The 23,704-nt window shown below is 64.3% G+C and carries 21 protein-coding genes; 11 read left to right on the forward strand and 10 right to left on the reverse strand.

The window, feature by feature from the left end; all coding sequences use genetic code 11:
- Positions 1-7 precede the first annotated feature (7 nt).
- Together VO57_005970 and VO57_005975 are read left to right on the forward strand one after the other, a co-directional pair.
- Positions 8-946, forward strand: a complete 939-nt coding sequence (locus VO57_005970) for a lysylphosphatidylglycerol synthase transmembrane domain-containing protein (protein XBL70882.1) — start codon at positions 8-10, stop codon at positions 944-946.
- A complete protein-coding gene (locus tag VO57_005975; GenBank protein ID XBL70883.1) occupies positions 943-2,637 on the forward strand; it encodes a hypothetical protein in 1,695 nt (564 codons plus the stop codon). The genes VO57_005970 and VO57_005975 overlap by 4 nt, the downstream gene beginning before the upstream one ends.
- A 37-nt stretch (positions 2,638-2,674) precedes the next feature.
- Here VO57_005975 and VO57_005980 read toward each other — a convergent pair whose 3' ends face one another.
- From VO57_005980 to VO57_005990, 3 genes are all read right to left on the reverse strand, one after another.
- A complete protein-coding gene (locus tag VO57_005980) occupies positions 2,675-6,259 on the reverse strand; it encodes an ABC transporter permease subunit (GenBank protein XBL70884.1) in 3,585 nt (1,194 codons plus the stop codon).
- A 14-nt stretch (positions 6,260-6,273) separates the two neighbouring features.
- On the reverse strand, positions 6,274-7,167 hold the full coding sequence (locus VO57_005985) for an ABC transporter ATP-binding protein (protein XBL70885.1): 894 nt from the start codon (positions 7,165-7,167) through the stop codon (positions 6,274-6,276).
- A 119-nt stretch (positions 7,168-7,286) separates the two neighbouring features.
- On the reverse strand, positions 7,287-7,694 hold the full coding sequence (locus VO57_005990; GenBank protein ID XBL70886.1) for a nuclear transport factor 2 family protein: 408 nt from the start codon (positions 7,692-7,694) through the stop codon (positions 7,287-7,289).
- Between the two features lie 176 nt (positions 7,695-7,870).
- On the opposite strand from VO57_005990, the gene VO57_005995 reads away from it, so the two are divergent.
- From VO57_005995 to VO57_006010, 4 genes are all read left to right on the forward strand, one after another.
- Positions 7,871-8,332: a VOC family protein gene (locus VO57_005995; GenBank protein XBL70887.1), complete on the forward strand. Its 462-nt coding sequence runs from the start codon at positions 7,871-7,873 to the stop codon at positions 8,330-8,332.
- A 3-nt stretch (positions 8,333-8,335) separates the two neighbouring features.
- Positions 8,336-8,686 (forward strand): Rieske (2Fe-2S) protein, encoded by a 351-nt coding sequence (locus VO57_006000; GenBank protein ID XBL70888.1) that lies wholly within the window; start codon positions 8,336-8,338, stop codon positions 8,684-8,686.
- 87 nt (positions 8,687-8,773) lie between these two features.
- Entirely contained in the window at positions 8,774-9,202 is a 429-nt protein-coding gene (locus VO57_006005; GenBank protein XBL70889.1) for a nuclear transport factor 2 family protein, read from the forward strand.
- Positions 9,203-9,206: 4 nt separating this feature from the next.
- Positions 9,207-10,217, forward strand: coding sequence for an NADP-dependent oxidoreductase (locus tag VO57_006010; protein ID XBL70890.1), 1,011 nt, complete (start codon positions 9,207-9,209; stop codon positions 10,215-10,217).
- Between the two features lie 72 nt (positions 10,218-10,289).
- Here VO57_006010 and VO57_006015 read toward each other — a convergent pair whose 3' ends face one another.
- Entirely contained in the window at positions 10,290-11,057 is a 768-nt protein-coding gene (locus tag VO57_006015; GenBank protein ID XBL70891.1) for a glucose 1-dehydrogenase, read from the reverse strand.
- Positions 11,058-11,123: 66 nt separating this feature from the next.
- The gene (locus VO57_006020) at positions 11,124-13,412 is read right to left on the reverse strand and encodes a TonB-dependent receptor (GenBank protein XBL70892.1); all 2,289 of its coding nucleotides are present in this window, start codon (positions 13,410-13,412) and stop codon (positions 11,124-11,126) included.
- A gap of 142 nt (positions 13,413-13,554) precedes the next feature.
- Between VO57_006020 and VO57_006025 the strand changes: the two genes are divergently transcribed.
- Positions 13,555-14,568 carry an NADP-dependent oxidoreductase gene (locus VO57_006025; GenBank protein ID XBL70893.1) on the forward strand — a complete coding sequence of 338 codons (1,014 nt, stop codon included), beginning with the start codon at positions 13,555-13,557 and terminating at the stop codon, positions 14,566-14,568.
- A gap of 28 nt (positions 14,569-14,596) precedes the next feature.
- On the opposite strand, the gene VO57_006030 is transcribed toward VO57_006025, so the two are convergent.
- Complete coding sequence (locus tag VO57_006030) at positions 14,597-15,358, reverse strand: SDR family oxidoreductase (GenBank protein XBL70894.1); 762 nt, start codon at positions 15,356-15,358, stop codon at positions 14,597-14,599.
- Positions 15,359-15,502: 144 nt separating this feature from the next.
- On the opposite strand from VO57_006030, the gene VO57_006035 reads away from it, so the two are divergent.
- On the forward strand, positions 15,503-16,306 hold the full coding sequence (locus VO57_006035) for an SDR family oxidoreductase (GenBank protein XBL70895.1): 804 nt from the start codon (positions 15,503-15,505) through the stop codon (positions 16,304-16,306).
- Between the two features lie 22 nt (positions 16,307-16,328).
- Here VO57_006035 and VO57_006040 read toward each other — a convergent pair whose 3' ends face one another.
- A complete protein-coding gene (locus tag VO57_006040; protein ID XBL70896.1) occupies positions 16,329-17,948 on the reverse strand; it encodes an AMP-binding protein in 1,620 nt (539 codons plus the stop codon).
- Between the two features lie 147 nt (positions 17,949-18,095).
- Here VO57_006040 and VO57_006045 point away from each other — a divergent pair, with 147 nt between their 5' ends.
- The 3 genes from VO57_006045 to VO57_006055 all read left to right on the forward strand — a co-directional run bounded on the left by VO57_006045 (position 18,096) and on the right by VO57_006055 (position 21,201).
- On the forward strand, positions 18,096-19,283 hold the full coding sequence (locus VO57_006045; protein XBL70897.1) for an SRPBCC family protein: 1,188 nt from the start codon (positions 18,096-18,098) through the stop codon (positions 19,281-19,283).
- Positions 19,284-19,438: 155 nt separating this feature from the next.
- Positions 19,439-20,797, forward strand: a complete 1,359-nt coding sequence (locus VO57_006050; GenBank protein XBL70898.1) for an aromatic ring-hydroxylating dioxygenase subunit alpha — start codon at positions 19,439-19,441, stop codon at positions 20,795-20,797.
- Positions 20,794-21,201 carry a nuclear transport factor 2 family protein gene (locus VO57_006055; GenBank protein ID XBL70899.1) on the forward strand — a complete coding sequence of 136 codons (408 nt, stop codon included), beginning with the start codon at positions 20,794-20,796 and terminating at the stop codon, positions 21,199-21,201. Before VO57_006050 ends, VO57_006055 begins: the two co-directional genes overlap by 4 nt.
- A gap of 33 nt (positions 21,202-21,234) precedes the next feature.
- On the opposite strand, the gene VO57_006060 is transcribed toward VO57_006055, so the two are convergent.
- The 3 genes from VO57_006060 to VO57_006070 are packed head-to-tail and all read right to left on the reverse strand — an operon-like array spanning position 21,235 to position 23,590.
- On the reverse strand, positions 21,235-22,011 hold the full coding sequence (locus VO57_006060) for an SDR family oxidoreductase (GenBank protein ID XBL70900.1): 777 nt from the start codon (positions 22,009-22,011) through the stop codon (positions 21,235-21,237).
- Positions 22,008-22,811 (reverse strand): SDR family oxidoreductase, encoded by an 804-nt coding sequence (locus VO57_006065; GenBank protein ID XBL70901.1) that lies wholly within the window; start codon positions 22,809-22,811, stop codon positions 22,008-22,010. The genes VO57_006060 and VO57_006065 overlap by 4 nt, the downstream gene beginning before the upstream one ends.
- On the reverse strand, positions 22,808-23,590 hold the full coding sequence (locus VO57_006070) for an SDR family oxidoreductase (GenBank protein XBL70902.1): 783 nt from the start codon (positions 23,588-23,590) through the stop codon (positions 22,808-22,810). The genes VO57_006065 and VO57_006070 overlap by 4 nt, the downstream gene beginning before the upstream one ends.
- Between the last annotated feature and the right edge of the window lie 114 nt (positions 23,591-23,704).

The following is a 23,704-nucleotide window of genomic DNA, read 5'->3' on the forward strand; positions in this document are numbered from 1 at the left end:
CGGCACAGTGAAAAAGGCGATCGGGGCACTGGTCAGCCTGATCCTGCTCGCGCTGATCTGGTGGCAGGTCGATCTGTCGTCGATCCGCGCCGCGCTGGCGGCTGCGGATGGCTGGTGGCTTGCCGCGGGCCTCGCGACGATCGTGCCTCTGACGCTGGTCACCGCGATGCGTTTCGGCATGCTGACCCAGACGCCGATAGGCCTGTGGTCCGCCACCCGGCTGATCCTGGGCGCATCCTCGCTCAACCTCGTGCTGCCATCCAAGCTTGGCGATCTGGCCAAGGCGGTCGCGCTGACCGGTCGCCACGGGTTCGACCCGAAGCTGGCGGTGGGCGTGGTGGTAATGGAGCGCTCGCTCGACATGGCGGCGCTGCTGTTCTGGGGCGTGCTTGCGCTGCTGTGGGTCGGTTGGGGCGATGCCTGGCTCATGCTCGGTGCGGCGGGGACTGGCGCATTACTGGTGTTGCTGGTGATCCTGCTCTCGCCGCTGCGGTTCGCGAGCCGGCTCCTCGCGCTCGCCGGGCGGATCGCGCCGGGTCGGATCGGGCGCTGGTTGTCGGGCTTTGGCGAGACCTGGCAGCAGGCGGTCGGCTGGTTCTGGAGCGACCGCAGGCGCGTGGCCAAGGTTGCCGCCGTAAGCCTGCTGATCTGGGGCGGGCATCTCGCCCAGTTCTGGCTGTTCGCGCAAGGATTGGGCAGGGTGCCGTTCCTCGACAACATGGCCTTCGCCACGCTTGCCATCCTGGCCGGATTGCTGCCGTTCACCATGGCCGGGGTCGGCACGCGCGATGCGGCGATCGTGCTGCTTTACGCGCCCTATCTCTCGGCAGGGTCCGCCGCCGTGCTCGGCGTGCTGGCGACCTTGCGCTATCTCGTGCCCGCAATCGCGGGCCTGCCCTTCATGGGCGACTATCTGGTCCAGGTCCGCAAGGAGCGCGCCGCATGACGATCCTTCCCGCACTCGACGACGCACGCGGCTGGCGCACCCTGCTGTTCGCCGCGACCGGCGTGACCGCGCTGATCTATCTCTACCTTGCCTTCTTCGTGCCCGGCACGCTGACTTACGCGCCGCTCACGATCCAGGACGATGCCCGCCAGTTCCTCACCTGGATGGCGCGGCTGAATGCCCCGGACGCGACGCGCGGCGACCTGCTGGCGGATTACTGGCAGTCGGTCGGGCCGTGGGCCTACCGGATGCTGTTCACGGCGGCGAACATGCTCGGCCTCGAACCTCTGGTCTTCGCCCGCCTGCTGCCGGTGCCGCTGCTGTTCCTTTCCGTCTGGATGGCCTGGCGCATCGCGCTGCTGCTGACCCAGCGCCCGCTCGCGGCCTTTGCTGCTGCCGCGCTGCTGGCGGGCTTCGTGCTGCACGAGGATTCGATCTACTCGGCCACGCCGCGTGCATTCTCGGCGCCGCTGCTGCTGGTGTTCCTCGACGGGCTGCTGCGCAATCGCGGGTGGCAGATGATCCCGACGCTGTTCGTGCTCGGCCTGCTGTACCCCACCACCGCGCTGGTCGCCCTGACGATGATGGGCCTGTCGCGGGTCGGCTGGCGGCCGTTCCGGATCGATTTCAGGCTCAGGACATGGGTGCTGTGCGGCCTCGGCGCGATAGCGGTCGGCGCGGCGGTGATCCCTCTGGCTGGCGCAACCGATGGCTGGGGGCCCACGCTGACGATCAGCGATGCGCTGGGGATGGAGAACATGAACACCGGCCTCGCACGCAGCGCGGTGGTCGGCCTGTCGGGCAAGGTCGATCTGGTGTGCCAGGCGCGCACCGGCCTGCTGCCCGAAATCGTCCCCTGCTGGTCGACCCGGTGGGCCTGGCTGCCCAACCTGCTGCTGCTGGTCCCGATGCTGTGGCTCGCCTTCGCGGCAGTGCGGCGCGGCACTTTTCGCGTCGACGGGGAGCCGGGCAATTTCATCTATGCCTGGGTGCTGATCGCGGGGATCGCGTGGTGGGCGGTGGCGGTCGCCTTCGCCTTTTCGCTCCACCTGCCCAGCCGATATACCCAGCGCACGCTCTCGGTGCTCGAGTTCATCGCGATCGGGCAGGTGGCCGGCATGTGGCTCGATGCGCGGCTGCGGGCAGGGGCGATCGACGCGCGCGTCTATGCGGGCGGCGGCCTGCTGGCTGCCTTCCTCGTCGCATCTTTCCTCTCGCCCACCCCGGGGCTGACGCGCCCCGCCGATCCCGGCGCGATCGCGCGGATCGATAGCCTGCCCGATTCAGCGGTGATTGGCGGAGTGAGCGAGGAGCTGGACTTCATCCCCGCGCTGACCGGCCATCGCACGCTCGCCAGCGCAGAGCATTCAATTCCCTATCACATGGGCTATTTCGGCCCGCTTCGGGACCGGCTGGAGGATGCGCTGGCGGCGGTTTCTTCATCCGATCAGGCGGCGCTGGAACAGTATGTCGAGAAATATGGTGTCACCGTCATCGCGGTCGACCGTGCCTTCCTGACGCAGGGAACCTTGCCCGAGCGGTGGGATCTGGTCGTGCCCACGGCGTTCCGCGCGGCACAGGCGCGGCTTGCACGCCAACCTTCAGCCCTGCGCCGCGCTGCGCCCGGCTGCATCATCCACGACGGCGAACTGATGCTGCTCGACGCCGCCTGCCTCGTCCGCAGCCCGTAAGGCGGGAGTGGAGAGGCAGGCTGAGCGCCGCATATCGCTAGTCGATCGCGACGATATTATCGTCCGAATTGCGGTCGATATACTTGTTGTACGGATCGATCCCCGCGAAGCTCGGCCGTGTGTCGGTGACGATCCGGATCGTCTGCGAGCCGGAGTGGACGGGGTAGCGGCGCAGCGCCAGCACGTCCTTGCGCTCGAACGCGCCCAGACCGGGCTTCTGCGCAAACACGCCCACTTCGATCTCGTCGCTCAGCAGCGCCTTGCGCTCCTTGCCCTGACCATCGGCGTAGAACTTTTCCGCATCCACGGTGATCTCGGTCTCGAACTTGCCGTCCGCGCGCTTCGTCACCTTGGCCTCGTCCGCCTTCAGATCGTACAGCGTGATCCGCTGAAGCAGGTCGGTCACCAGATCGCGTTCCTGCTTGTTGCGCGCCAGCGACAGGTAACCGCCGACCAGATCGTTGGCGTTGGCGTAGGGCGGCCCCTTGAACTTGAAGCGATCGAGCAGGCCGGAAAGCATCGTATTGACGCGATCCTCGCCCAGCCGGTCCTGCAGCAGGTAGGTGACCACCGCACCCTTGCGGTAGTGGATGTAGCCCTGGTCTTCGACCCGTTCGAGCGGCAGTTCCTCGATCGCCTCGCTGCCGCGCGCGGCAAGGTAGTTGTCCAGCTCGTATTTCAGGAAGCGGCGGATGTTATCTTCGCCGTACAGGTGCTTCATCACCATCAGCGCAGAATACTGGGCCATCGTTTCGACCAGCATGGTGCCGCCCTGCTGGTCGGAACTGATCAGCTGGTGCGCCCAGTACTGGTGGCCCAGTTCGTGCGCGGTGACATAGGTGACGTAGTCAATGCTCTCCGCATCGCCATTATCCGCGATGAAGCCCATGTCTTCGGAATAGGGGATCGTCCCGGCAAAGGCCTGCGCGAAGGATGCGTAGCCCGGGAATTCGATGATCCGCGCATAGTCGAACTGGTAGGGGCCGAAATTGGCCTCGTAATAGTCGAGGCTGACCTCCATCGCGTCCAGCATCCGCTCCACGTTGAAGTCGTGGTTGGGGTGGTGGTAGATTTCCAGCGTGGTGCCGTTGTGCACGCGCCGGGTCACTTCGTAATCGGCCGACTGGATCGAGAAGAACGCCAGGATCGGCTGCTTCGACACGAACCGCGCCACGCGCCGGTCGCCGCGGACCTCGTCGGACACGCGGTCGCCGGGGGCGACCGGGGTCTGGCCGGCGACGGTCGAGACCGTGATGTCCGAAGTGACCCACGGCGAATTGCCCACGTAATTGCGGTTGCGCGCGCTCTCGTCCTCCAGCTTGGCCTGCCGCAGTTCGCCGGGCAGGTCGTATTTGCGCCGGGTTGCCCGGTCGCTCAGCAGGCCGGAGCGGCTCATGCCGATCTGGGGCACGAACTCGCTGTTGCTGAGGAACGTGCCGTTGCGCACCAGCCGGGTGTCGTCGCCACCGGCACGCATGCCCTGCTGCCAGCGCCGCGTGGCGAAGGTGAACGTGCCTGTCGCACCCGGGGCCAGCGGCTGATCGAAGCGATAGATGCGGTACTTGTTCTCCTCGTCATCCATGTCGAGGGTTGCGCCCTCGACTTCGATCGAGCGGATTTCCGCGTCGGAATCGGCCATTCGCAGATGCAGCTGCTCCAGCGGCCTGCCGGTGTTGTTGACGAAAGTGATCGTCCCGCGCGCTTCCATCCGGGTTTCTTCCGGATAGAGGTCGACGGCGAGCTTCATGTCGGTCGCGGTCGGCTGGGGCAGGTTTTCGTATTTGAGATATTTCTTCTCGTACGCAGCCAGCTGCGCCTCGACGTCGTCCTGCGTGCGGTACTCGTCGACCACATTCATCTGGTAGAAGATCCATCCGCCCGACACCGCGGCCACGGCCAGCGCACAGACAAGGATGGCACCCGACGGCGAGGCGAGCCTGCGCGGCAATTGCCGCAGGCGGGGCAGCAGCGCCCCGTCCGCTCCGCGCCGCCACAGCATATGGGCGAGCACCGCCAGCACCAGCGCGATCGCGCCCCAGTACAGCCGCAGCCACCAGCCGGTCGACCAGCCGACATTCGCGCCGTTGATATCGGACACGCGCATCGTGCCGGTGCTGCCGTAGAGGTAGAGCGGATGCTCGAAGCCGAGGCTGGAAAGCACGATGGTGCCGATCAGGTAGATCACCATGATCCCCCAGCCGACGAACTTGTTCGGGCTCAGCGCCTGGATGAAGATCGACAGGATCGCGAGCAGCACCATGTCGACCGACATCGGCAGCACGTACCAGGCGAGATACTTGCCGATCTCGAAATCGGTATAGCCGCGGAAGGCCTGGATCAGCATCGCCGCGACCACGGAGATCAGCAGGGTGGCGATGAGCACGAAGGCGACCGCAATCGTCTTGGGCACCATGTACGACCACCCGGGGACCGAGGTTGAATCGATGATCTCGTTGAACTTGCGCTCCCGGTCGCGCCAGACCAGCTCCCCGCCGTAGTAGATCGCGATGATGATCGGGATCAGCGCGAAGGTGCCCATCAGCGGCTCGATCAGCGCGAAGGTGAGGGGGCGTGCGGGCGTGCCGTAAATCTCGTTACCGAAGAACAGCCCGGCGAAGGCGTTGAACAGGCCTATCAGCAGGAGCACGAAGAAGGCGGGGCTGCGCAGCACCTGACCCATCTCGAACCGGGTGCGTGCGACCAGCCGGGCCCAGCCGGCACGCTCGGGCGTCGGCTGGGGCAGGGTGTCGACCAGCCGCGGCTCCTTCGCCGCCAGTTTCGCCTGCTTCCTGTCGGCCTTGCGCGCCTTGCGTGCCGAGATCGATTTGCTCGCGAAGCTGAACCGCCAGTAGGCGAGTGCCAGCATGAGGGCGGAAAAGCCCAGCCAGATCGCCCGGTTGGCCAGCAGAACACCGTCGATCGGCGGGATCAGCGTGTTCGATTCCGCAGCCGTCCAGTAACGGGTCGCATTGCCGAACGCGGCCAGTCCGAAAGGCTCGATATAGCTCGCCAGGTCGCGGTATTCGGGCTGGCTCGACATCACCGAGTTGAGGACGATGTAGAGCACCAGAAACAGCACCACGGCGACGTAGGTGTACATCATCGAGCGGGTGATGGTCGCCACTGCAAAGAACAGCGCGCTGACCATGAAGATGCTCGGCAGGGCGAACACGAAATAGGCGAACGCGTAGTAGGAGAAGCGGTTGGGCCCGATCGTTTCGGGGTCGAGCCACGGCATCAGCGAGCCGATCCAGATGCCCAGCGGCACCACCAGGAAGGCGCATGCGGCGGCGACGAAAGCGCCGGTGAAGCGCCCGAACAGGTAGCTGAACTTGCTCACCTGGGTGGACCGGATGAGCGGACCGAACCCGCTTTCCTCGTCGCGAACGATCACATTGGCGACGAAGGCGGTGGTCACGAACATGAAGAACAGCGTCAGGATCATGTGGGTCGTGACGATCGCGACGGGGCTGTTGGCGTTGACATTGCCACCCCCGCCGATGGTGATGTCGTCACTCGCCATCGCGCCATAGGTCAGCAGGAAGAAGATGACCGTGGCGACCCAGAACACCGGGTTGCGCAGCTGGTAGCGCAGTTCGAACAGCGCGATTTTTGCAAACATGGTGCTGCTCCCGCTCAGGCGGCGATGTCGGCAGGCGCGCGGCGCGAGCTGGCGAGGGCGGAGAAGTAGACATCCTCAAGCCCGCCTTCGACGGCCTGGAAACCAGGCCCCGGCGCACCGTCGGACAGGACGTGGATGATCGTCTGGCCCGCGAACAGGCGGGTGGAGATCACCTCGTATTTCTCGCGCATCTCGTCGAGTTCGGAACGCTCGATGGTCTTGGCCCACACGGTGCCGCGTGCCTTGTCGATCAGCTCCTTGGGTGCGCCTTGCAGGCTGATCTTGCCGTCGATCAGCACCGCCATGCGCGGGCACAGGTCGGCGACATCCTCCACGATGTGGGTCGAGAGGATCACCACCACGTTCTCGCCGATCTCGGCCAGCAGGTTGAGGAAGCGGTTGCGCTCTTCGGGGTCGAGCCCGGCGGTCGGTTCGTCGACGATGATGAGGTTGGGGTTGCCGATCAGCGCCTGCGCAATGCCGAAACGCTGGCGCATCCCGCCGGAAAAGCCTGCGATCGCCTTCTTGCGCACGCCCCACAGGTTCACCTGATTGAGCAGCGTCTCGACCGTCGCCTTGCGATCCGAAGCGGAGGAGATGCCCTTAAGCACCGCCATGTGATCTAGCATGTCGTATGCGGAAACGCGCGGGTACACGCCGAAATCCTGCGGAAGGTAGCCGAGCTGCTTGCGCAGTTCCTCGGGATTTTCGAGGATGTCGATCTCGCCGAAGCGGATGCTGCCCGAACTCGGCGTCTGCAGCGTCGCAACCGTACGCATGAGGGTCGACTTGCCCGCGCCGTTGGGGCCCAGCAGGCCGAACATCCCCTTCGGGATCGACAGGGTGACATCGTCGAGCGCGCGCACTCCATTGGGATAGGTGTGCGTGACGTTTTGCAGTTCGAGCATTGGTAAGCTGACTCCCCTCAAGCTGACCAATGCCTAGCATGAGATCGGGCAGCGTGCCCTGACGCCAATCGAAGCGCTGATGTCGCTGGTCGATGAGGCGGCTGACCGCCCGTCGGCTCTCAGGCGTTGCCCGCCTTCTTGGCCGCCACCGCAGCATCGAACGCGGCGGGGTTGTAGTAATAGGGCTTGATCTCGCACACCTTGCCGTCGCGGAAGCGGAACATCTCGCAGGTCTCCGCCGGGGCCAGTCCTTCCTGCGCGAACTGGATTTCGAGGATCACCACCGCGTAGTCGCCGCCGGTGGTGGTCTCAATCCGCTTGATCCCGCTGGCATCGACCATGGTGAAGACCAGCGTGTAGAGCTCTCTCAGCCCGCCGCGACCGGTGAAGCGGCCCTTCATCGGCAGGTGATCGGCCTCGCTGGCGAAGAAGTCTTCGGTCAGCATGGACTCCGCGCGTTCCCAGTCGCCCGCTCCGGTGGCGGCGTAAAGGTCGTCGATCAGCTTGAGCTTTTCATCGTGCGTCATCACTCTCTCCCGGTTTCTCATCGGGGGCATTCTTTCGATCAGCCCGCGCGGGGGCACCTGCCGAAATGGTTAGCCTGCGCCGCTCAAGCGTGGCTGCTAGGCCGGTGGATATGGGAGACGTCGCAAGTCCGGTTCGACAAATCGCGTATTTCTGTGAGGATGTCCGCGCAGCGGCGATGGACCACCATCGGCTGTTCGGCTCCGGCCCGTTCTTCGTGCTCGACCGGATTACGCTTGCCCATGCGACCTATCGCGGGGCCGACAGCGATCTGGTCCACAGCTCCGCCTATGGCCAGTGGGGGCCGGTGATGGTGGAGTTCGTCCAGCAGGATAGCGCTGGCGTGTCTCCGTTCCGCGAGATGTTCGCGGAGGGGGAAACCGGGCTGCACCATATCGCGCTGTTCGAGGACGATCTGGAAGCTGCGGTCGCGCGATTTGCCGACCAGGGCCACGCGGAGGCGTTTCGCGGGACGATGGAGGACGGCTTCCAGTTCGTTTTCATCGACACCGTCGCCAGCCTTGGGCACATGGTCGAACTTTACCGGCCTGTGTCCGCGCTGGTCGGTTTTTACGACATGGTTGCGGACGCGGCGGCCGGGTGGGACGGCAGCGACCCCGTTCGTGTTCTGGAAGGGTGATGAATGAGTGCCACGTGGTTTGAGGCTGTTGCGATCGACGCGTTCCCCGAGGATGGGAAGCTCGCGACGAAGCTGGGTGAATGGAATGTCCTGATCGTGCGCGAGGATGGTGCGTTCACCGCGTTCAACGATTGCTGCACCCACCAGGCCTCTGCCCTTTCGACAGGGCGTGTCCGTCGCGGCACGATCATGTGTCCGCTCCACGGCGCGCGGTTCGAGGCGCGCACGGGCAAGTGCATCGGCGGGGCCTATCCTGCCCTGCGCATGTTCGAAACGCGCGAGAGCGAGGGCATGCTGGAGGTCGCCGTACCGGATCAGCCACCCGCGATTGGCGAGCGGCCCAAGTTCGGCTGAGGCCTGCTACCCCCTCCAATATTGCACAGCTGGCCCGCGGCCTCGCAGGCTGTAGGGTCCGCCGAACAATAATGGAGAGGAAATTTCATGAGCTATACCGGCCCGGTCGAGGACCGGCTCGCTATTCGCGAGCTGATCGAAGCCTATGCGGACGCGGTGACGCGACGCGATGCGGATGATTGGGGCGCTTGCTGGGCACAGGATGCCAAGTGGGAAATGCCCGATTACCCCGAATTTCCGCCGCAGGAAGGTCGCGATAACATCGTCGCCCTGTGGAAATCGGCGATGGAGCAATATCCCGGCATCATGTTCCAGGCCTGGCCCGGCGCAATCGAGATCGACGGCGACCATGCCAAGGTCCGCAGCTGGACCGCGGAAGTCTACGACCAGGGCGACAACACCGTGCGCGATCGCGGCGCCTATGACGACGAATGCGTGAAGGTGGACGGACGCTGGGTGTTCTCGCGCCGCAGCTTCCGCAATATTCACAAGCAAATCCAGCCGAAGGGGTGCTGAGGCGATGAGCACCCGTCGCCACTGGCGTCTCGATGCGCGGCCCGAAGGGCACGATTACGAAGCAGCACTGTCGCTGCAGGAAGAAACCCTGCCCGAACTGCCCGAAGGGCAGGTGCGGGTTGCCGCACAATACCTCTCCATGGATGCGGGCGTGCGCGTGTGGATGAGCGCGCGGGAGGATGGCTATTCACCGCCGATCCCGCTCGGCGCCACGATGCAGGGTCAGTTTATCGGCCGCGTCGAAGCCTCGCGCAGCGATGCCTTCGAAGAGGGCGATCTGGTTCGCGGCTTCGGCGACTGGGCGACCCACAGTACGGTCGACCCGGCGCTGGCCGGGCTGACGAAACTGGACGCGGATATCGACGATGTCCGCCAGCATTTCGGCGTGCTCGGCCTCAATGGCATGACCGCGCTGTGCGGGCTGACCGATGTGATCGGCGGTCTTGAGGAAGGGCAGACCGTGCTCGTCTCCGCAGCTGCCGGGGCGACCGGCGGAGCGGCCTGCCAGATCGCGCGCAACATGGGCTGCAAGGTCTACGGCATCGCGGGTTCGCCCGAGAAGTGCGAGTGGCTGACCGGCACGCTCGGCATCGACGGTGCGATCGATTACAAGCGGCAGAATGTCGCCGAGGAGATCGCGAAGATCGATGGCGGGATCGACGTCTATTTCGAAAATGTCGGCGGCCCGATCCTTGATGCGGCGCTACCCAACATGGCGCTGGGCGGCAGGATCGGCATTTGCGGGCTGCTTTCGGGCTATACCAGCGAAAGCGGCGAGGCTGGCCCGGCGCGGTTCGACCAGATCCTGATGAAGCGGCTGACCGTGAAGGGCATCTTCCTGCCCGACTATCTGGCCCAGGGCTACGACTACTACCCGCAACTGCGCACCTGGTACGACGAGGGCAAGCTGGTCGGCGATATCGACGAGACGCGCGGCATCGAAAACACGCTGCAGGCGTTCCGGCGCATGCTGACCGGCGACAAGTCGGGCAAGGTCATCGTCGCGATCGACTGATCCTGTGCGAACAGGAAAAAGGGGGCGCAGCCGAACCCGGCGCGCCCCCTTTTTTGTGCTTGATCTGATAGCTTACTGCGCGGTCATCCCGCCATCGACCACCAGTTCGGTCCCGGTGACATAGCGACCCTCGTCGCAGCTGAGGAACAGCACCGCATTGGCGATATCGACCGGATCGCCCATCCGGCCCATCGGGATCGAATCGACCACCTTGTCGAAGAATTCCGCATTATCGGACCGCGCGACGTTCTGCATGTTGGTGTCGATCATCCCCGGGTGGATCGAGTTGACCCGGATGTTGTCGCGCGCGCATTCGATCGCGATGGTCTTGCCGAACATCCGCACCCCGGCCTTGGCCGCAGCATATGCCGAACAGGCAGGCACACCGACGAGCCCGGCGACCGACGACAGGTTGACGATCGATCCGCCTTTCCCGGCCTTGCGCATGATCTCCACCGCCCGCCGCGTGCCGAAGAACACGCTGTCCAGATTGACGGTCAGCTGCTTGTTCCAGTCCGCGCTGGTAAGGTTCTCGATCGGGCGCAGTACGGCGATCCCGGCATTGTTGACGAGGATGTCGAGCGAGCCCCATTCCTGCGCAATCCGGTCGAGCACGCTGTCCCAGTCGGCTTCATCGGCGACGTCCTGCTTCAGCGCCATCGCGGTGCCGCCCGCATCGCGGATGCCTTTGGCGACCGCTTCCGCGCCGTCGAGATCGATGTCCGTCACGCAGACCTTCGCACCCTCTTCGGCGAGGCGCTGCGCGGTTGCACTGCCCAGACCGGGTACCGACGCGCCGCCGGTGATGAGTGCGATCTTGCCATCAAGGCGTTTGGTCATGATTTCATCCTGCCTGAATAGAAAAGAGGCCGGGCGTGATGCCCGGCCTCGATGGAATGGCGATGCTCAGAAGTCGAAGCCGACCGATGCGCCGAAGATGCGCGGTTCGCGCGCCGACGAGAAGGAGAACAGCCCGGCCACGGTGAACGCGGCGTTCGGTCCGCGATCGTCGAGCAGGTTGCGCACGAAGACCGAGGCATAGGCGCGTGCGCCACCGATTTCGAAATTCGCGCGGATGCTGGCGTCGAGCAGGGTCTGCGCATCGGAGCGAACCCGCGGGTCGTTTCCGTTCACGATCACCGGCCCGTTGGCCAGGTCGCCGCTGAGCGGCCCGAGCGAAATCTGCTGATCGTACGGATCGATGTACCGGAAGGTGACGTTGCCGACCATGCTGCCGAAACTGGTCGGCTGGTCGTACGTCGCGCCGATCGATCCGGTGATCTTCGGGTTGTAGATCAGGTTGTTGTTCGAATAGTCGAATGGGATGATGTTGCCGTTCACCGGCGAGACGTTGCCCACGATGAACCCGTCGACCTCGTTGTTGAGGTAGCCCAGGGCACCATTGATGGTCAGCTCGCTGGTCAAACGCGACGTGAAGTCCGCTTCCAGGCCCCAGATGGTTGCCGAGGCGACGTTATCGGTGATCGTCTGGTTGCCCGTCGGACCGCCGGGGATGGTCGTGTTCGCCTGCAGGTCATTATACTTCGAATAGAACCCGGCGAAGTTGAACTGGGTGCGGCCGAAACTCAGTTTGGTGCCCAGTTCGAAGCTGTCGACGACCTCGGGCTCGTAGGGGCGGCTGGCGGTCGCGGCCGTCGCTGCACGCGGGGAGAACCCGCCCGAGCGGAAGCCCTGCGAATAGCTGGCATAGACCATCAGATCTTCGTTGGGCCGCCAGTCGACCCCCAGCTTGGGGGTGAACTTCTTGAACGTGGCTTCGCCCTGGCCGACGAGCCCGGTCTGGGCGAACCCGTTGCTGAGCTCCTTGGTGTCGGTCGTGTACCGTCCGCCGAACGACACGCGGACCGTATCCGACAGGCTGAGGTTGAAGTCGCCGAACACGGCGAAGCTTTCCACCGAGCCGATAACCGATTGCGGATTGTTGTCCGTGGTGCTCGCATCGACCCCCGGCTGGAACCCGAAGACCGAGGTGTACTGGATCAGGTCGTAGTTCGAGTTGAAATAGTACCCACCGATCACGAAATCGAAATTGTCGGTGAAGTTGCCGGCGGCGCGCAGCTCCTGGCTGAACTGGTCGTAGTTCTGAAGGCGGCGGACCTTGTACAGATCTACGCTGGAACCGTCGAAATCCTGGCCCTGGTTCTCTTCCGATTTGCGATAGCTGGTGATCGAGGTAAGCGCGAGGCTGCCCAGATCGAGGTTCATCTCCAGCGTACCTGCCGGGGCCTTGTAGGTCGATTTGAAAGGCTCGGTGAAGACCGTGTACAGGTCGCTCGTGGTGTTACGATTGCATTCGATCGCGGGCATGAAGCCGCAGAAGACTTCCCCCGTCTCGGTGATTGGCGCGTTGACCACGTCGAAGGACTGTTCCTGCTGTTCCAGCGTCAGCAGGGCTTCGAAGGGGCCGCCATCGCCAACCTTGATCGCTACGCCATAGTTTTCGTTGTTGCTCCCGCCGCGACGGTCGCCGGTGTAGTAATCGGTGTAATAGCCGTCGGATTCGGTGTGGAAGTAGAAGAACTTGCCCGACACCGTATCGCCGAGCATCGGCGTGTTGACGACCGCGCGGGTCGCAAAGGTGCCGTACTCGCCATAGCTTGCTTCCGCCTTGACGCCGAACTGGCCGGTCGGGCGGGTGCGGCGGATGTTGATCACGCCGCCGATCGTGTTGCGGCCGAACAGCGTGCCTTGCGGGCCGCGCAGCACTTCGACCTGTTCGATATCGAAGAAGTCGAGGAACTGGCCGGTGCTGGTGCCGATGAATACGCCGTCGATCACGACGCCCACGGTCGGTTCGGCGGATTTCTCGACGTCGGCATAGGTGAGGCCGCGAATGGAGAGGTTCGCCGCAGCCGCGCCGCTGTTCTGGTTGGTGATCAGCAGGTTGGGCGACAGCCCCTGAATATCGCCGATGGTCGTGGTGCCGCGATTATCCAGCGTCTGGGTATTGATCGCGGTGATCGCGACCGGCGTATCCTGCAGCGCTTCGTCGCGGCGGCGGGCGGTAACGATGATCTCGCCGTCCATGTCGCTGTCATCGGCCTGGTTGCCGACATAGCCATCGGGCGAATCGTCCTCCGGCGTCTGCGCCTGTGCCTGCGCGGGCATCGCCCACATCAAGGCGGAGGTGCCCAGCGCGGTTGCCAGGACCGTACGATAGGTCGAAACAGTCATCCTCTAATCCCCTCGTGAGTTCGCCATTCACCGATGGCTTCAACCTCAGTGTTTTCCCTGAGCTGCCGTCCGACTTGAACTGACAATTGGTAGAGGTGCCGTTGCACAGCCTATTTGTGAGGAATGGGAAGGGGAGATATTCATGACCGATAACAAGCGTTTTCTTCTCCGCCGCCGCCCTGAAGGCGAGCCGGTGGAGACCGATTTCGAGCTGGTAAGCGCCGCAATTCCGGCCCCGCCCGCGGGTGGTTTCGTGCTGCGCAACCGCTTCGCCTCGCTCGATCCCGCACAGCGCGGGTGGATGGACGACGCGCCCAGCTACATGCCGCCGATCGCGCTGGACGATCCCGTCCGGGCGACGACCGTGGGGCAGGTGCACGCGAGCGACCATCCCGATTATGCGCCCGGCGATTGGGTGATGGGATTGAACGCGATCGAGGAATATTCCGCCGTGGTGCCCGACGGGTTCACTGCCAAGGTCGATGTCTCGGCAGTCGACAGCCCCTCTCGGTTCCTTTCTGCTTTCGGCGCGGTCGGGTTGACCGCTTATTTCGGGCTGCTCGAAGTCGCGAAGCCCCAGCCGGGCGAGACCGTGCTGGTCTCCGGCGCGGCTGGCGCGGTCGGGTCGGTGGTCGGGCAGATTGCCAAGATCCACGGCTGCCGCACGGTCGGCATCGCTGGCGGACCTGAGAAATGCGCAAGGCTGGTCGAGCGCTATGGCTACGACGCGGCGGTCGATTATCGCGGCAAGTCCACGGAGCAGCTGGCCGACGCGATCCGCGAGGTCACACCCGATGGAGCGAATATCGTGTTCGAGAATGTCGGCGGAACCGTGTTCGATGCCGAACTGATGAACCTCGCCAAGCATGCCCGGATCGTGCTGTGCGGTCTGATCAGCGAGTATAACAGCGAGACCAAGCACGGTGCGCGCAACCTGTGGCAGGTGCTCGCGCAGGAGGCGACGCTGCACGGATACCTGATCTCTGCCTATGTCGATCGCTTTGCCGAGGGCGGGGCGCAGATGGCCAAGTGGATCGCCAGCGGCGAGGTGGTGATGGACGAAGACATCCAGCACGGGATCGACAATGCCTATCCCGCATTCATGCGGCTGTTTTCCGGCGCCAACACGGGCAAGCTGATCCTCGCACTCGACTGAGGATCAGCTCGCCCGGCGGTGCGCGCAATCAGAACTGGTTGCGCTTGGTGATCCCGCTGTCGACCACGATGTTCGCGCCGGTCATGGTGGAGCATACCGGCGAGGCGACGAAGGCGATCGCCTTGGCCAATTCGGTGCCGTCGGTCATCTTGCCCAGCGGCATCTGGCCCATGATCTGGCCGAAGAAATCGGGCATGCCTTCCTTGATCTGGGGCCACGGGCCGTCCTCGGTCCACACCGGGCCAGGGGTGATGCAATTGACCCGGATGTTCTTGGGCGCGAGCGCCTGCGACTGGGCGGAGGAATAGGCCATCACCGCCGCCTTCAACGCGTTGTAGGGCTGCACGCCCATGAACTCCTCGACCGCGCCGGTAGAGCTGATGCACAGCACGCTACCCGCGCCGGATTTTTCGAGATGCGGAAGAGCCGCCTCGATCCCGCGCCGCATCGGGAGCACGTCGGTCGCCAGAATGGTCTGCCATGCCTCGTCGGTATCCTCACCCGGGTTGGCCGAGGTGAAGCTGACGAAGATGTCGCACCCGCCCAGCGCGTCTGCGGCATTGCTGACGAAAGCGGGCACAGCGCTCGCATCGGTCACGTCGAGCGCTTCGGAATAAACCTTCGCGCCCTTGCCTTCGCATTCCTTGGCGGTGGCGGAAACCTTGTCCGCGCTGCGTCCGCAAATCGCGACGTCGCAGCCTTCTTCGGCGAGCACGTGTGCGACTTGCCGCCCGATGCCGCCGTTTGCACCGACCAGAATCGCCTTCTTGCCCTTGAGTTGCAGGTCCATTGTCGTCTCCCGGAAAATTGCTTGAGATTATCTCCATCCCACCGTGTTCGAGCGGACCGGTGCACACCACTGCGTTTTGTAACAGGCCCGGCGCTTCCGGGGCTCTGATACGCTCGATCCGATAACTAAAGCAGGAGAGCGGATATGAAACGGCTGGAAGGCAAGCGGGCGATTATTCTGGGCGCGAGCAGCCGGGACAACATGGGCCAGGTGATGGCGCGCAGGTTCATGAATGAAGGCGCACAGGTAATGGTCTCGGGCCGCAAGGCCAATGTGCTGGAAGACTTCGCGAAGGACACCGGCGCTGTATGGCACGCGTGCGATATCACGCAGGAAAGCAGCCTTGCCGAGCTGGCCGATGCGGCGATGGAGCAGATGGGCGGGATCGACATTGCGGTCAATTCCACCGGCTGGGGCCTGCTGGAGCCGTTCCTCGACACGACCCGCGAAACGCTCGACCAGATGACAGCGCTGCAATTCATCGGGCCATACCAGTTCTTCCAGGCGATGCTGCGCAAGATGGCCCGCAGCCATGGCGGGCAGGGCGGCTCGATCATCCAGATCAGCTCCGCCACCGCCGTCATCATGCTGGAAAATCACGCCGCCTACATGGGCACCAAGGCCGGGACCGATCATGTCGTGCGGTGCGTCGCCAACGAGTTCGGCGTCGAGGGCGTGCGCGCCAATTCGATCTCTCCCGGTCTCACCGACACGCCGATGAACGCGGACGCTGCCAAGGTGCCCGGCCTGTTCGAGAGCTTCCGCAAAGGCTATCCGCTGGGCCGGTGGGGGACCTCGGAAGACGTTGCCGAAGCGGCTGTTTTCCTCGCCAGCGATGCCTGTTTCATGACCGGCGAGAACCTGCAGGTAAACGGCGGGCTGTGCCTGCGCCGCAACCCGACGCAGGAAGAGATGCAGGCCTCGATCGAGGCGGCCTCGGCGGACTGAGACGCGCCGCCCGCAGGCCCGCCTAGGCGTCGGCGAGCTTGCGGGCGATGTCCTTGCGCAGCTGATCCTTGCGCACCTTGCCGCTCGCCGTGCGCGGGAAGTCGGTCACGAACTCGAACCGCTCGGGGATCTTCTGTTTGGCGAGGCCTGAATTGATCACATGATCGACCAGATCGCCGATTGCGGGCGGTTCGTCCCCGGCGATGCAGTAGGCGCACACGCCTTCGCCAAGGCGATCGTGCGGCATTGCCACCACGCTCACATCCTGCAGGCCGGGGTGGGTGCGCAAGACGTCCTCGATCTCGACCGCGCTAATGTTCTCGCCGCCGCGGATGATCAAATCCTTCTTGCGCCCGGTCACGGTCAGCGCGCCGTCGGCGGTCAAGCGGCCCAGATCGCCGGTGCGGAAGAAGCCGCGCTCGTCGATCGCGGCGCGGGTCTGCTCCTCGTCCGAATAGCCGAGCATCATGGCAGGGCCATGGGCGAGGATCTCACCCTCTTCGCCCGGCGGCAGATCGCGGCCCTCGTCGTCGACGATGCGGACCTGATAATCGACGACCTCGCCATCCGTGGTCGCGGCGAGTTCGGGATTGTCGGGCCAGCCATAGGTCACCAGCGGCACTTCGGAGGCACCGAACACGCGAAACGCGACGAGATTGTCGAACGCTTTGCGCGCGCTCGGGATCAGTTCGGGCGGCACCGCCGCGCCGCCGCAGGCGAACCAGCGTAGCGAGGGCAGGCGAGTGCCCGCCTTGCGTGCGGTATCGGCGAGCTCGACCAGGAATGGCGTTGCCGCCACCGTGCCGCTGACCCGATGCCGGTCGATCAGCGCAACCGCCTCGGCCGCGTCCCAGCGCTCCATCAGAATGGTTCGCGTGCCCCGCACCAGCGGCATTTCCAGCCCGTTGGCGAAGCCCGAAATATGCGTGACGGGCGAGGGCATGATCAGCGTATCGCCCGCGTCCACCCCCCAGTGCGCTGCGCTATGATCGAGCACATGATCGAGCGTGGTGTGCGAATGGAGCACGCCCTTGGGCCGGCCGGTGGTGCCCGAGGTGTAGAGCACCATCTTGACCCCCTTCGGGTCGACCTCGACCTCTTTGAGGTCGAGCTGTGCACCTTGCTGTACTAGCGAGGCGTAGTCTTCGCCGACGGTATCGTCCCCGCGCACGACGAAGATATCCTCCAGCTGGGGCAGGTCCTGCTGCACGCGCGCGGCCATTGCGGCGAAGTCGTAATTGCGGAACTCGGCGCAGGTGAACAGCGCGCGGGCTCCGGAATCCGCCAGCATCAGGCCGACTTCGGCATCGCGGTAGATCGGTACGATCGGGACGATCACCAGTCCTGCCAGCGCCGCGGCGAGATCGATCACCGCAGTCTCGTGCCAGTTGGGCAGTTGGAAGGCGATGACGTCGCCCGCCGCATAGCCGCGGTCCTGCAACGCAGCGGCCAACGCGCGCGCCTCGTCCAGCCACTCGCGCCGGGTGAGATCGCGGTGTTCGTCGCTGATCGCGATGAAGCCGGGGTCGGCCTGCGCCAGTCCTTGCGCGCGATTGGCGATTGTCGTGTCCCGCCAGTCGCTGTCTGCGTGATGCGCGGGCGGAATGGCGAGCCAGTTCCAGGCTTTGCGCGGGTCGGCCATGAAAGCCCCTCTCTGTTTCGTTCTTATAGTTTCGCGTCGAAATCTAGCAGCCGGGCGAAGGGCGGCACCTGTTACCTCTCCCAGCTTGTCCACGTGCGCGTAGGGCGGCACTGTGGCTGGCAAAACCATAAAGGCTGGAGAGACCCCATGGGCAAGATCGATCGCATTGCGAAGGTTGGCGACGTCGCCGAAATCATGCTCGATTATGTCGAGAACAAGAAGACCCACCAGACCTCCGAGGTCATGCGGGTCCCGGCGGCGGCCTATGTCGATCCCGAACAGTACCAGCGGGAGATCGACCTGATCTTCAAGAAGGTGCCGCTGATGCTGGCCTTCACTGCGGAAATGCCCGAGCCGGGCGACTACAAGGCGATGGATGCGGTCGGCATGCCGGTGCTGATCGCGCGCGACAAAAAAGGCGCCGTGCGCGCCTTCCTCAACGTATGCGCCCACCGCGGTGCGCCCGTTGCAGAGGCCGGGCGCGGCAATTGCTCGCGCTTCACCTGCAAGTATCACGCGTGGACCTACGGCCAGGACGGCAAGCTCCTGGGCGTGGCGGAAAAATCGCTGTTCGGCGATGTCGACAAGCAGGACCGCTCGTTGCGCGAACTGCCGTGCGAAGAGCGTGCGGGGATGATCTTCGTCAGCCTCGACCCGGAAGCGACGATCGATCTCGACGAGTACTTCCAGGGTTACCTCAATGATTTCGCCGATCTCGACCTTGGCAGCTGGACCTATATGGGCAGCCGCGAGATCGAAGGCGCGAACTGGAAGATCGCCTTCGACGGCTATCTGGAAGGCTATCACTTCGGGTCTCTGCATCCCGAGACCATTTTTCCGCGGACCCCATCCAACCGGATGCATTACGAGGCATTCGGCCCCAACCTGCGGATCGGCTTCCCCCACCATGCGATCGCAGAGAAGCTGCGCGAGCATCCGCGCGACAAGTGGGGCGAACAGGAAAACAACGGGTTCGACTTCGTGCGCATCCTGTTCCCCAATGTCTCCGCCTTCATCGCGCCCGAGATCACCCAGATCGCGCAGCTGTTCCCTGGGCCGACGCCCGACAAGAACCGCACCGTGCTCAACTATCTGCGCCGCGAACCGATCAAGGACGATGCGGATCGCGAGGCGGTGGAAGGGGCGATGAACTTCTTCCGCAACGTAACCTACGAGGAAGACTATCTGATCGGGATGGAAATCCAGAAGGGCCTGGCGAGCGGCGCGCACGAAGACCTGGTCTTCGGCAAGAACGAGCGCGGCAACCAGTACTTCCACGAGTGGGTCAACTGGTATCTCGCCAATGATCCGGACGCGCCCAAGCCCGAACTTTAGGGGCAGGGGCCGGGCGGGCCGCTCGCGTCCGCATTATCCGGCGCTAGCTGGATAAACGGTTAGTGGTCCCGCCCGCCCAAACGGCGCATCAAAGCGAAAACGGGGAAAACCCTGACAAGCCGGACCGCTACGAGTCAGGACATGAAGAGGACGCTATGAACATCGAGAAGGGCATCTCGCGCTATTCCGAAGGCTTCGATCAGGAAGTGCGCGGCGACACGATCACCGCGGATCGGTACACCTCAAAGGAGTGGCTGGAGAAGGAATTCGCCAACCTGTGGCCCAAGGTCTGGCACCTGGGCGCGGTGACCGCCGAACTGGAGGAGGAAGGCGACATCGTGCGCCACAACTTCGCCAATGAATCGGTGATCATGGTCAAGCAGGCGGATGGTTCGATCCGTGCCTTCTACAATGCCTGCCCGCACCGCGGGAACCGGCTGGTGCTGGGCGATGTCGCTGCGGTCGATCGGATCGTGTGTTCCTACCACGGCTGGCAGTTCGATCCGGCGGGTACGCTGGTCGAAGTGCAGGACGCGGACGATTTTCCCGGCGGCAACCCGTGCGGCAAGGTCCACCTCACCGAACTGCGCTGCGAGACGTGGGGCCCGTTCGTCTTCTGGTGCATGGACGACGACGTGCCACCGCTGCTCGAATGGCTGTCCCCCTATCCCGAGCGGCTGGAGGGATATGGCCTCGAAAACTGGGTCAGGGTGCTCAACATCTCCGCCGACGCGGAGTTCAACTGGAAGATCATCCGCGACAATTTCAACGAGAGCTATCACCTGCCCACGATCCATCCCGAACTGGCGACCTTCATTAATGACGGCCTGCCCGACACCGTGTTCGAGATGTACGATAGCGGTCACAATGCGATGTGGATGAAGGGGCATCAGGCGACCACGCGCCAGCACTTCGAAGCGGTGCCGACCCCGCTGGACGAGATTGCCAGGCAGTGGGATGTCGATCCTGACGAATACGAGGGTCGGCCTGCGGAAATCCGCGAGGCGATCATCGAAGCCAAGCGGCGGCTGGGGCCGGGGCGGGGCTTCACCAATTACCACCAGATGTCGGACCAGCAGCTGGTCGACTATTTCCACTGCACGATGTTCCCCAACCTGACACTGACCATGTCGCCCGAGCAGTGCCAGATCCTGCGCACCGAACCGCACCCGACCGACCCGGCCAAATGCGTGTTCCAGCACTGGTGCCTCTATCCGCCGGTCGAAGGTATGGAGACCGTGGTGACCCCGGTCGGCGAACTGCCGCTGCGCCATGATGCCGAGGCGCGTCATTCGGTCTATGGCGATGGGCAGTCGCTCGGCTTCGTGGCCGATCAGGATCTCTCCATCGGGACCACGCAGCAGCAGGGCCTCAATTCGCGCGGGTTCAAGGGCTGCATCCTGACCCACCAGGAAAAGCGCATCCAGCGCTTCCATGAACTGCTCAACGACATCGTCCTGGGCGGGCCGACCGAGCCGCAACAGCATTTCGGCGGCATGGACAAGGCGAAATGAGCGGAACTGGGATCGAGGAACGTCTCGCCCTGCAGGATATGCTGGTCGGCTATTGCCGCGCGATCGACCGCCGGGCGAGCGCGGACGATGCGGCCGCCTACTACGCCGAGGATGGCGTGCTCGACAATTCAGCGGTTGGCGCGCCCGTTGCCGAAGGTCGCGCGGCGGTACGCGCGATGATCGACGGCATGTTCACGAGCTTGGCCTCCTTGGAGCACTACCTGTCCAACTTCCTCGTCGAGACCCGCGATACGGAGACCGCGCAGCTGAGCGCCTACGTGGTCGCGCATGGCATGCCGAACGGGGGCGATGCCTTCTCGATGCGCGGAGCCTATGCGGTGGATGCGAGCAAGGTCGATGGAGCCTGGCGGATAGCGCGACTGACCTTCACGCCTTTCGGCTGAGGGACCGGGCCGCTCGCGCGGCCCGGTAGCCGATCAGGTGAAGACGTAGCCCCCGTCGATGTTCAGTTCCTCGCAGGTCATGAAGCTCGCTGCGTCGGAGCACAGGAAGACGACCCCGCCGGCCAGTTCGTCGGGTCGGCCCATCCGCCCGATCGGGTGGCGTGTGGCGACATTGGCCAGCGCGGTGTCGACGTCGGGGGCAGCGCCCAGCTCGACATAGCGGGCCGCGATCGAGCGCATCATGCCGGTATCGATCCCGCCGGGATGCACGCTGTTGACGCGGATATTGTAGCCTAGCGCGGCGAACTCCGCGCCGGTGCACTTGCTGAGCATCGCGACCGCGGCCTTGCTGGTGCAATAGGCCGCGTTGAACGGCGCGCCGCGCTGCCCGCCGACACTGGAGAAGTTGACCACCGCTGCGCCGCTTTCGCGCCGCTTGCCGCCCGCCTTGAGCATCTCCATCAGGGCCTGTGTGCCGATCACGGTACTGTCGAGATTGACCGAATTGATACGGTGGAACTCGCTCAGCGGCGTCTCCTCGAACGAGGCTACGGTCGAGATGCCGGCATTATTCACCAGCGCATCGAGGTGGCCGAACTCCGTCTTCACGAAAGCCGCGATCTGCTGCCAGTCTTCCGGCTTGGAGACATCGTGGCGGAAGTAGTGGTCTGCGCCGCTTTCGTCGGTATCGGCCAGATCGCTGGCGATCACGGTGGCGCCTGCCGCCTTCATTGCCTTGACGACTTCGCGGCCGATGCCGCCGTTCGCGCCGGTGACCAGCGCGACGATTCCTTCGAGTGCGATTGTCATTGTGCGGTCCATCCCCCGTCGATCACCATTTCCGATCCGGTCATGTAGCTGGCGTCCGGCCCCACCAGAAAGGCGATGCCCGCCGCAATCTCGCGCGGCTGGGCGAGCCTGCCCATCGGAGTCGCGGCATTCATCGCGTCGACCAGATCCTGCGGCTTTTCGGCCACGCCCTTGTCGACCCAGCGCTGGAAGCCTGCCTTGAGCAGCGGCGTCTCGACGAAGCCGGGATGCACCGAATTGGCGCGGATCGGCATGCCCTTGGTCGCGAACTCGATCGCGATACCCTTGGTGAACAGCCGCACTGCGCCCTTGCTGGCATTGTAGGCGGAGACTTCGGCATATCCGACCAGCCCCATGATCGAGCTGACGTTGACGATGCTCGACCCGCCTTCGACCGCGCTGCCGCTTTCAGCCATCAGCGGGACGAAGCGCTTGGTGCCCATGAACACGCCATCGACATTGATCGCCATGATCCGCCGCCAGTCTTCCAGCTCGAGCGTCTCGACCGCACCGGTCAGGTCGATCCCGGCATTGTTGACCAGGATGTGGCACGCATCGTGCGCCTGCTTCACATGGTCGAGCGCGCGCGCCCAGTCGCCTTCGTCGGTCACGTTGGCCTGCACGTAGCCGACCCTGTCGGCCAGATCGCCAAGCAGGTCGTGCGCGTCGCTTTCGGAATCGAGATCGCTGACGATCACGGTTGCGCCATCGTCAAGCATCCGCGCGGCAGCCGCATGGCCGATTCCGCGCAGGCCCCCGGTGACGAAAGCAACGCGGCCCGCGAGCCTGCCCGCGCTCACAGCCCCATCATCCCGGCGGTGCTGGCACCGTCGATGGTCAGGTCTGCGCCGGAAATGAACGCTGCCTCGTCCGATCCGAGGAACGACACCAGGGCCGCGATTTCCTCGACCTCGCCCATGCGCTTGAGCGGGGACATGCCGGCGTAACCGGCACGCATTGCGTCGGGGTTTTCGTTGCTGGCGATCAGGTTGGAAATCAGCGCAGTCTCCACCACGCCGGGCAGGATCGCATTGACGCGGATCTTGTAGCCCTGGTTGCCGCAATGGATCGCGGCAGACTTCGCCAGCGCCACCACCGCCGCCTTGGTCACCGAATAGGCGACGAAATTGCCCATCGCGCGGTTCGCGTTCATCGAGGAATTGATGATGATCGAGCCGGTCGGCCCATCGGGATTGTCGCGCATTGCGCGGATCGCGTGCTGCACGGTCAGCATCACGCCGGTCTGGTTGACCGCGAGGATGCCGTTCCACCCGTCGAGCGAAATGTCCTCAACACTGCTGTCGCCGCGTTCCATGCCGGCATTGGCAAAGGCGATGTCCAGCCGGCCATGCGCGTCGCGAATCTGCGCGATCACATCGGCCCAGCCGTCCACATCGGACACTTCGTGGCGGATGAATGTTGCGCCGGTCTGCCCTGCGATCTCGCTGCCGGCGTCTTCGTTGCGGCCGGTGAAAAATACCTGCGCCCCATCGTTGCGAAGGCGCGCAACCGTGCCTGCGCCGATGCCGCTCGTCCCGCCGGTAACCAGCGCGACCTTGCCTGCCAGCCGTTCAGTCAAATCCTACTCTCCCATTTTCTTATTCAGGCGATCCTGCCGCGCACGCCATGCTCTGTAACCTATGATTTCGGCAAGGTGACGACATGGGCCCCGGTCGGCATTACGGATGCAAAC

It is taken from the genome of Citromicrobium bathyomarinum, assembly GCA_001306305.2.
Lineage (GTDB): Bacteria > Pseudomonadota > Alphaproteobacteria > Sphingomonadales > Sphingomonadaceae > Alteriqipengyuania > Alteriqipengyuania bathyomarina.

Bases quoted from the DNA above. Each gene is read 5' to 3' on its own strand.
- VO57_005975 (XBL70883.1), top strand. From the start codon at position 943: ATGACGATCCTTCCCGCACTCGACGACGCACGCGGCTGGCGCACCCTG.
- VO57_005980 (XBL70884.1), bottom strand. From the start codon at position 6,259: ATGTTTGCAAAAATCGCGCTGTTCGAACTGCGCTACCAGCTGCGCAAC.
- VO57_005985 (XBL70885.1), bottom strand. From the start codon at position 7,167: ATGCTCGAACTGCAAAACGTCACGCACACCTATCCCAATGGAGTGCGC.
- VO57_005990 (XBL70886.1), bottom strand. From the start codon at position 7,694: ATGACGCACGATGAAAAGCTCAAGCTGATCGACGACCTTTACGCCGCC.
- VO57_005995 (XBL70887.1), top strand. From the start codon at position 7,871: ATGGACCACCATCGGCTGTTCGGCTCCGGCCCGTTCTTCGTGCTCGAC.
- VO57_006000 (XBL70888.1), top strand. From the start codon at position 8,336: ATGAGTGCCACGTGGTTTGAGGCTGTTGCGATCGACGCGTTCCCCGAG.
- VO57_006005 (XBL70889.1), top strand. From the start codon at position 8,774: ATGAGCTATACCGGCCCGGTCGAGGACCGGCTCGCTATTCGCGAGCTG.
- VO57_006010 (XBL70890.1), top strand. From the start codon at position 9,207: ATGAGCACCCGTCGCCACTGGCGTCTCGATGCGCGGCCCGAAGGGCAC.
- VO57_006015 (XBL70891.1), bottom strand. From the start codon at position 11,057: ATGACCAAACGCCTTGATGGCAAGATCGCACTCATCACCGGCGGCGCG.
- VO57_006020 (XBL70892.1), bottom strand. From the start codon at position 13,412: ATGACTGTTTCGACCTATCGTACGGTCCTGGCAACCGCGCTGGGCACC.
- VO57_006025 (XBL70893.1), top strand. From the start codon at position 13,555: ATGACCGATAACAAGCGTTTTCTTCTCCGCCGCCGCCCTGAAGGCGAG.
- VO57_006030 (XBL70894.1), bottom strand. From the start codon at position 15,358: ATGGACCTGCAACTCAAGGGCAAGAAGGCGATTCTGGTCGGTGCAAAC.
- VO57_006035 (XBL70895.1), top strand. From the start codon at position 15,503: ATGAAACGGCTGGAAGGCAAGCGGGCGATTATTCTGGGCGCGAGCAGC.
- VO57_006040 (XBL70896.1), bottom strand. From the start codon at position 17,948: ATGGCCGACCCGCGCAAAGCCTGGAACTGGCTCGCCATTCCGCCCGCG.
- VO57_006045 (XBL70897.1), top strand. From the start codon at position 18,096: ATGGGCAAGATCGATCGCATTGCGAAGGTTGGCGACGTCGCCGAAATC.
- VO57_006050 (XBL70898.1), top strand. From the start codon at position 19,439: ATGAACATCGAGAAGGGCATCTCGCGCTATTCCGAAGGCTTCGATCAG.
- VO57_006055 (XBL70899.1), top strand. From the start codon at position 20,794: ATGAGCGGAACTGGGATCGAGGAACGTCTCGCCCTGCAGGATATGCTG.
- VO57_006060 (XBL70900.1), bottom strand. From the start codon at position 22,011: ATGACAATCGCACTCGAAGGAATCGTCGCGCTGGTCACCGGCGCGAAC.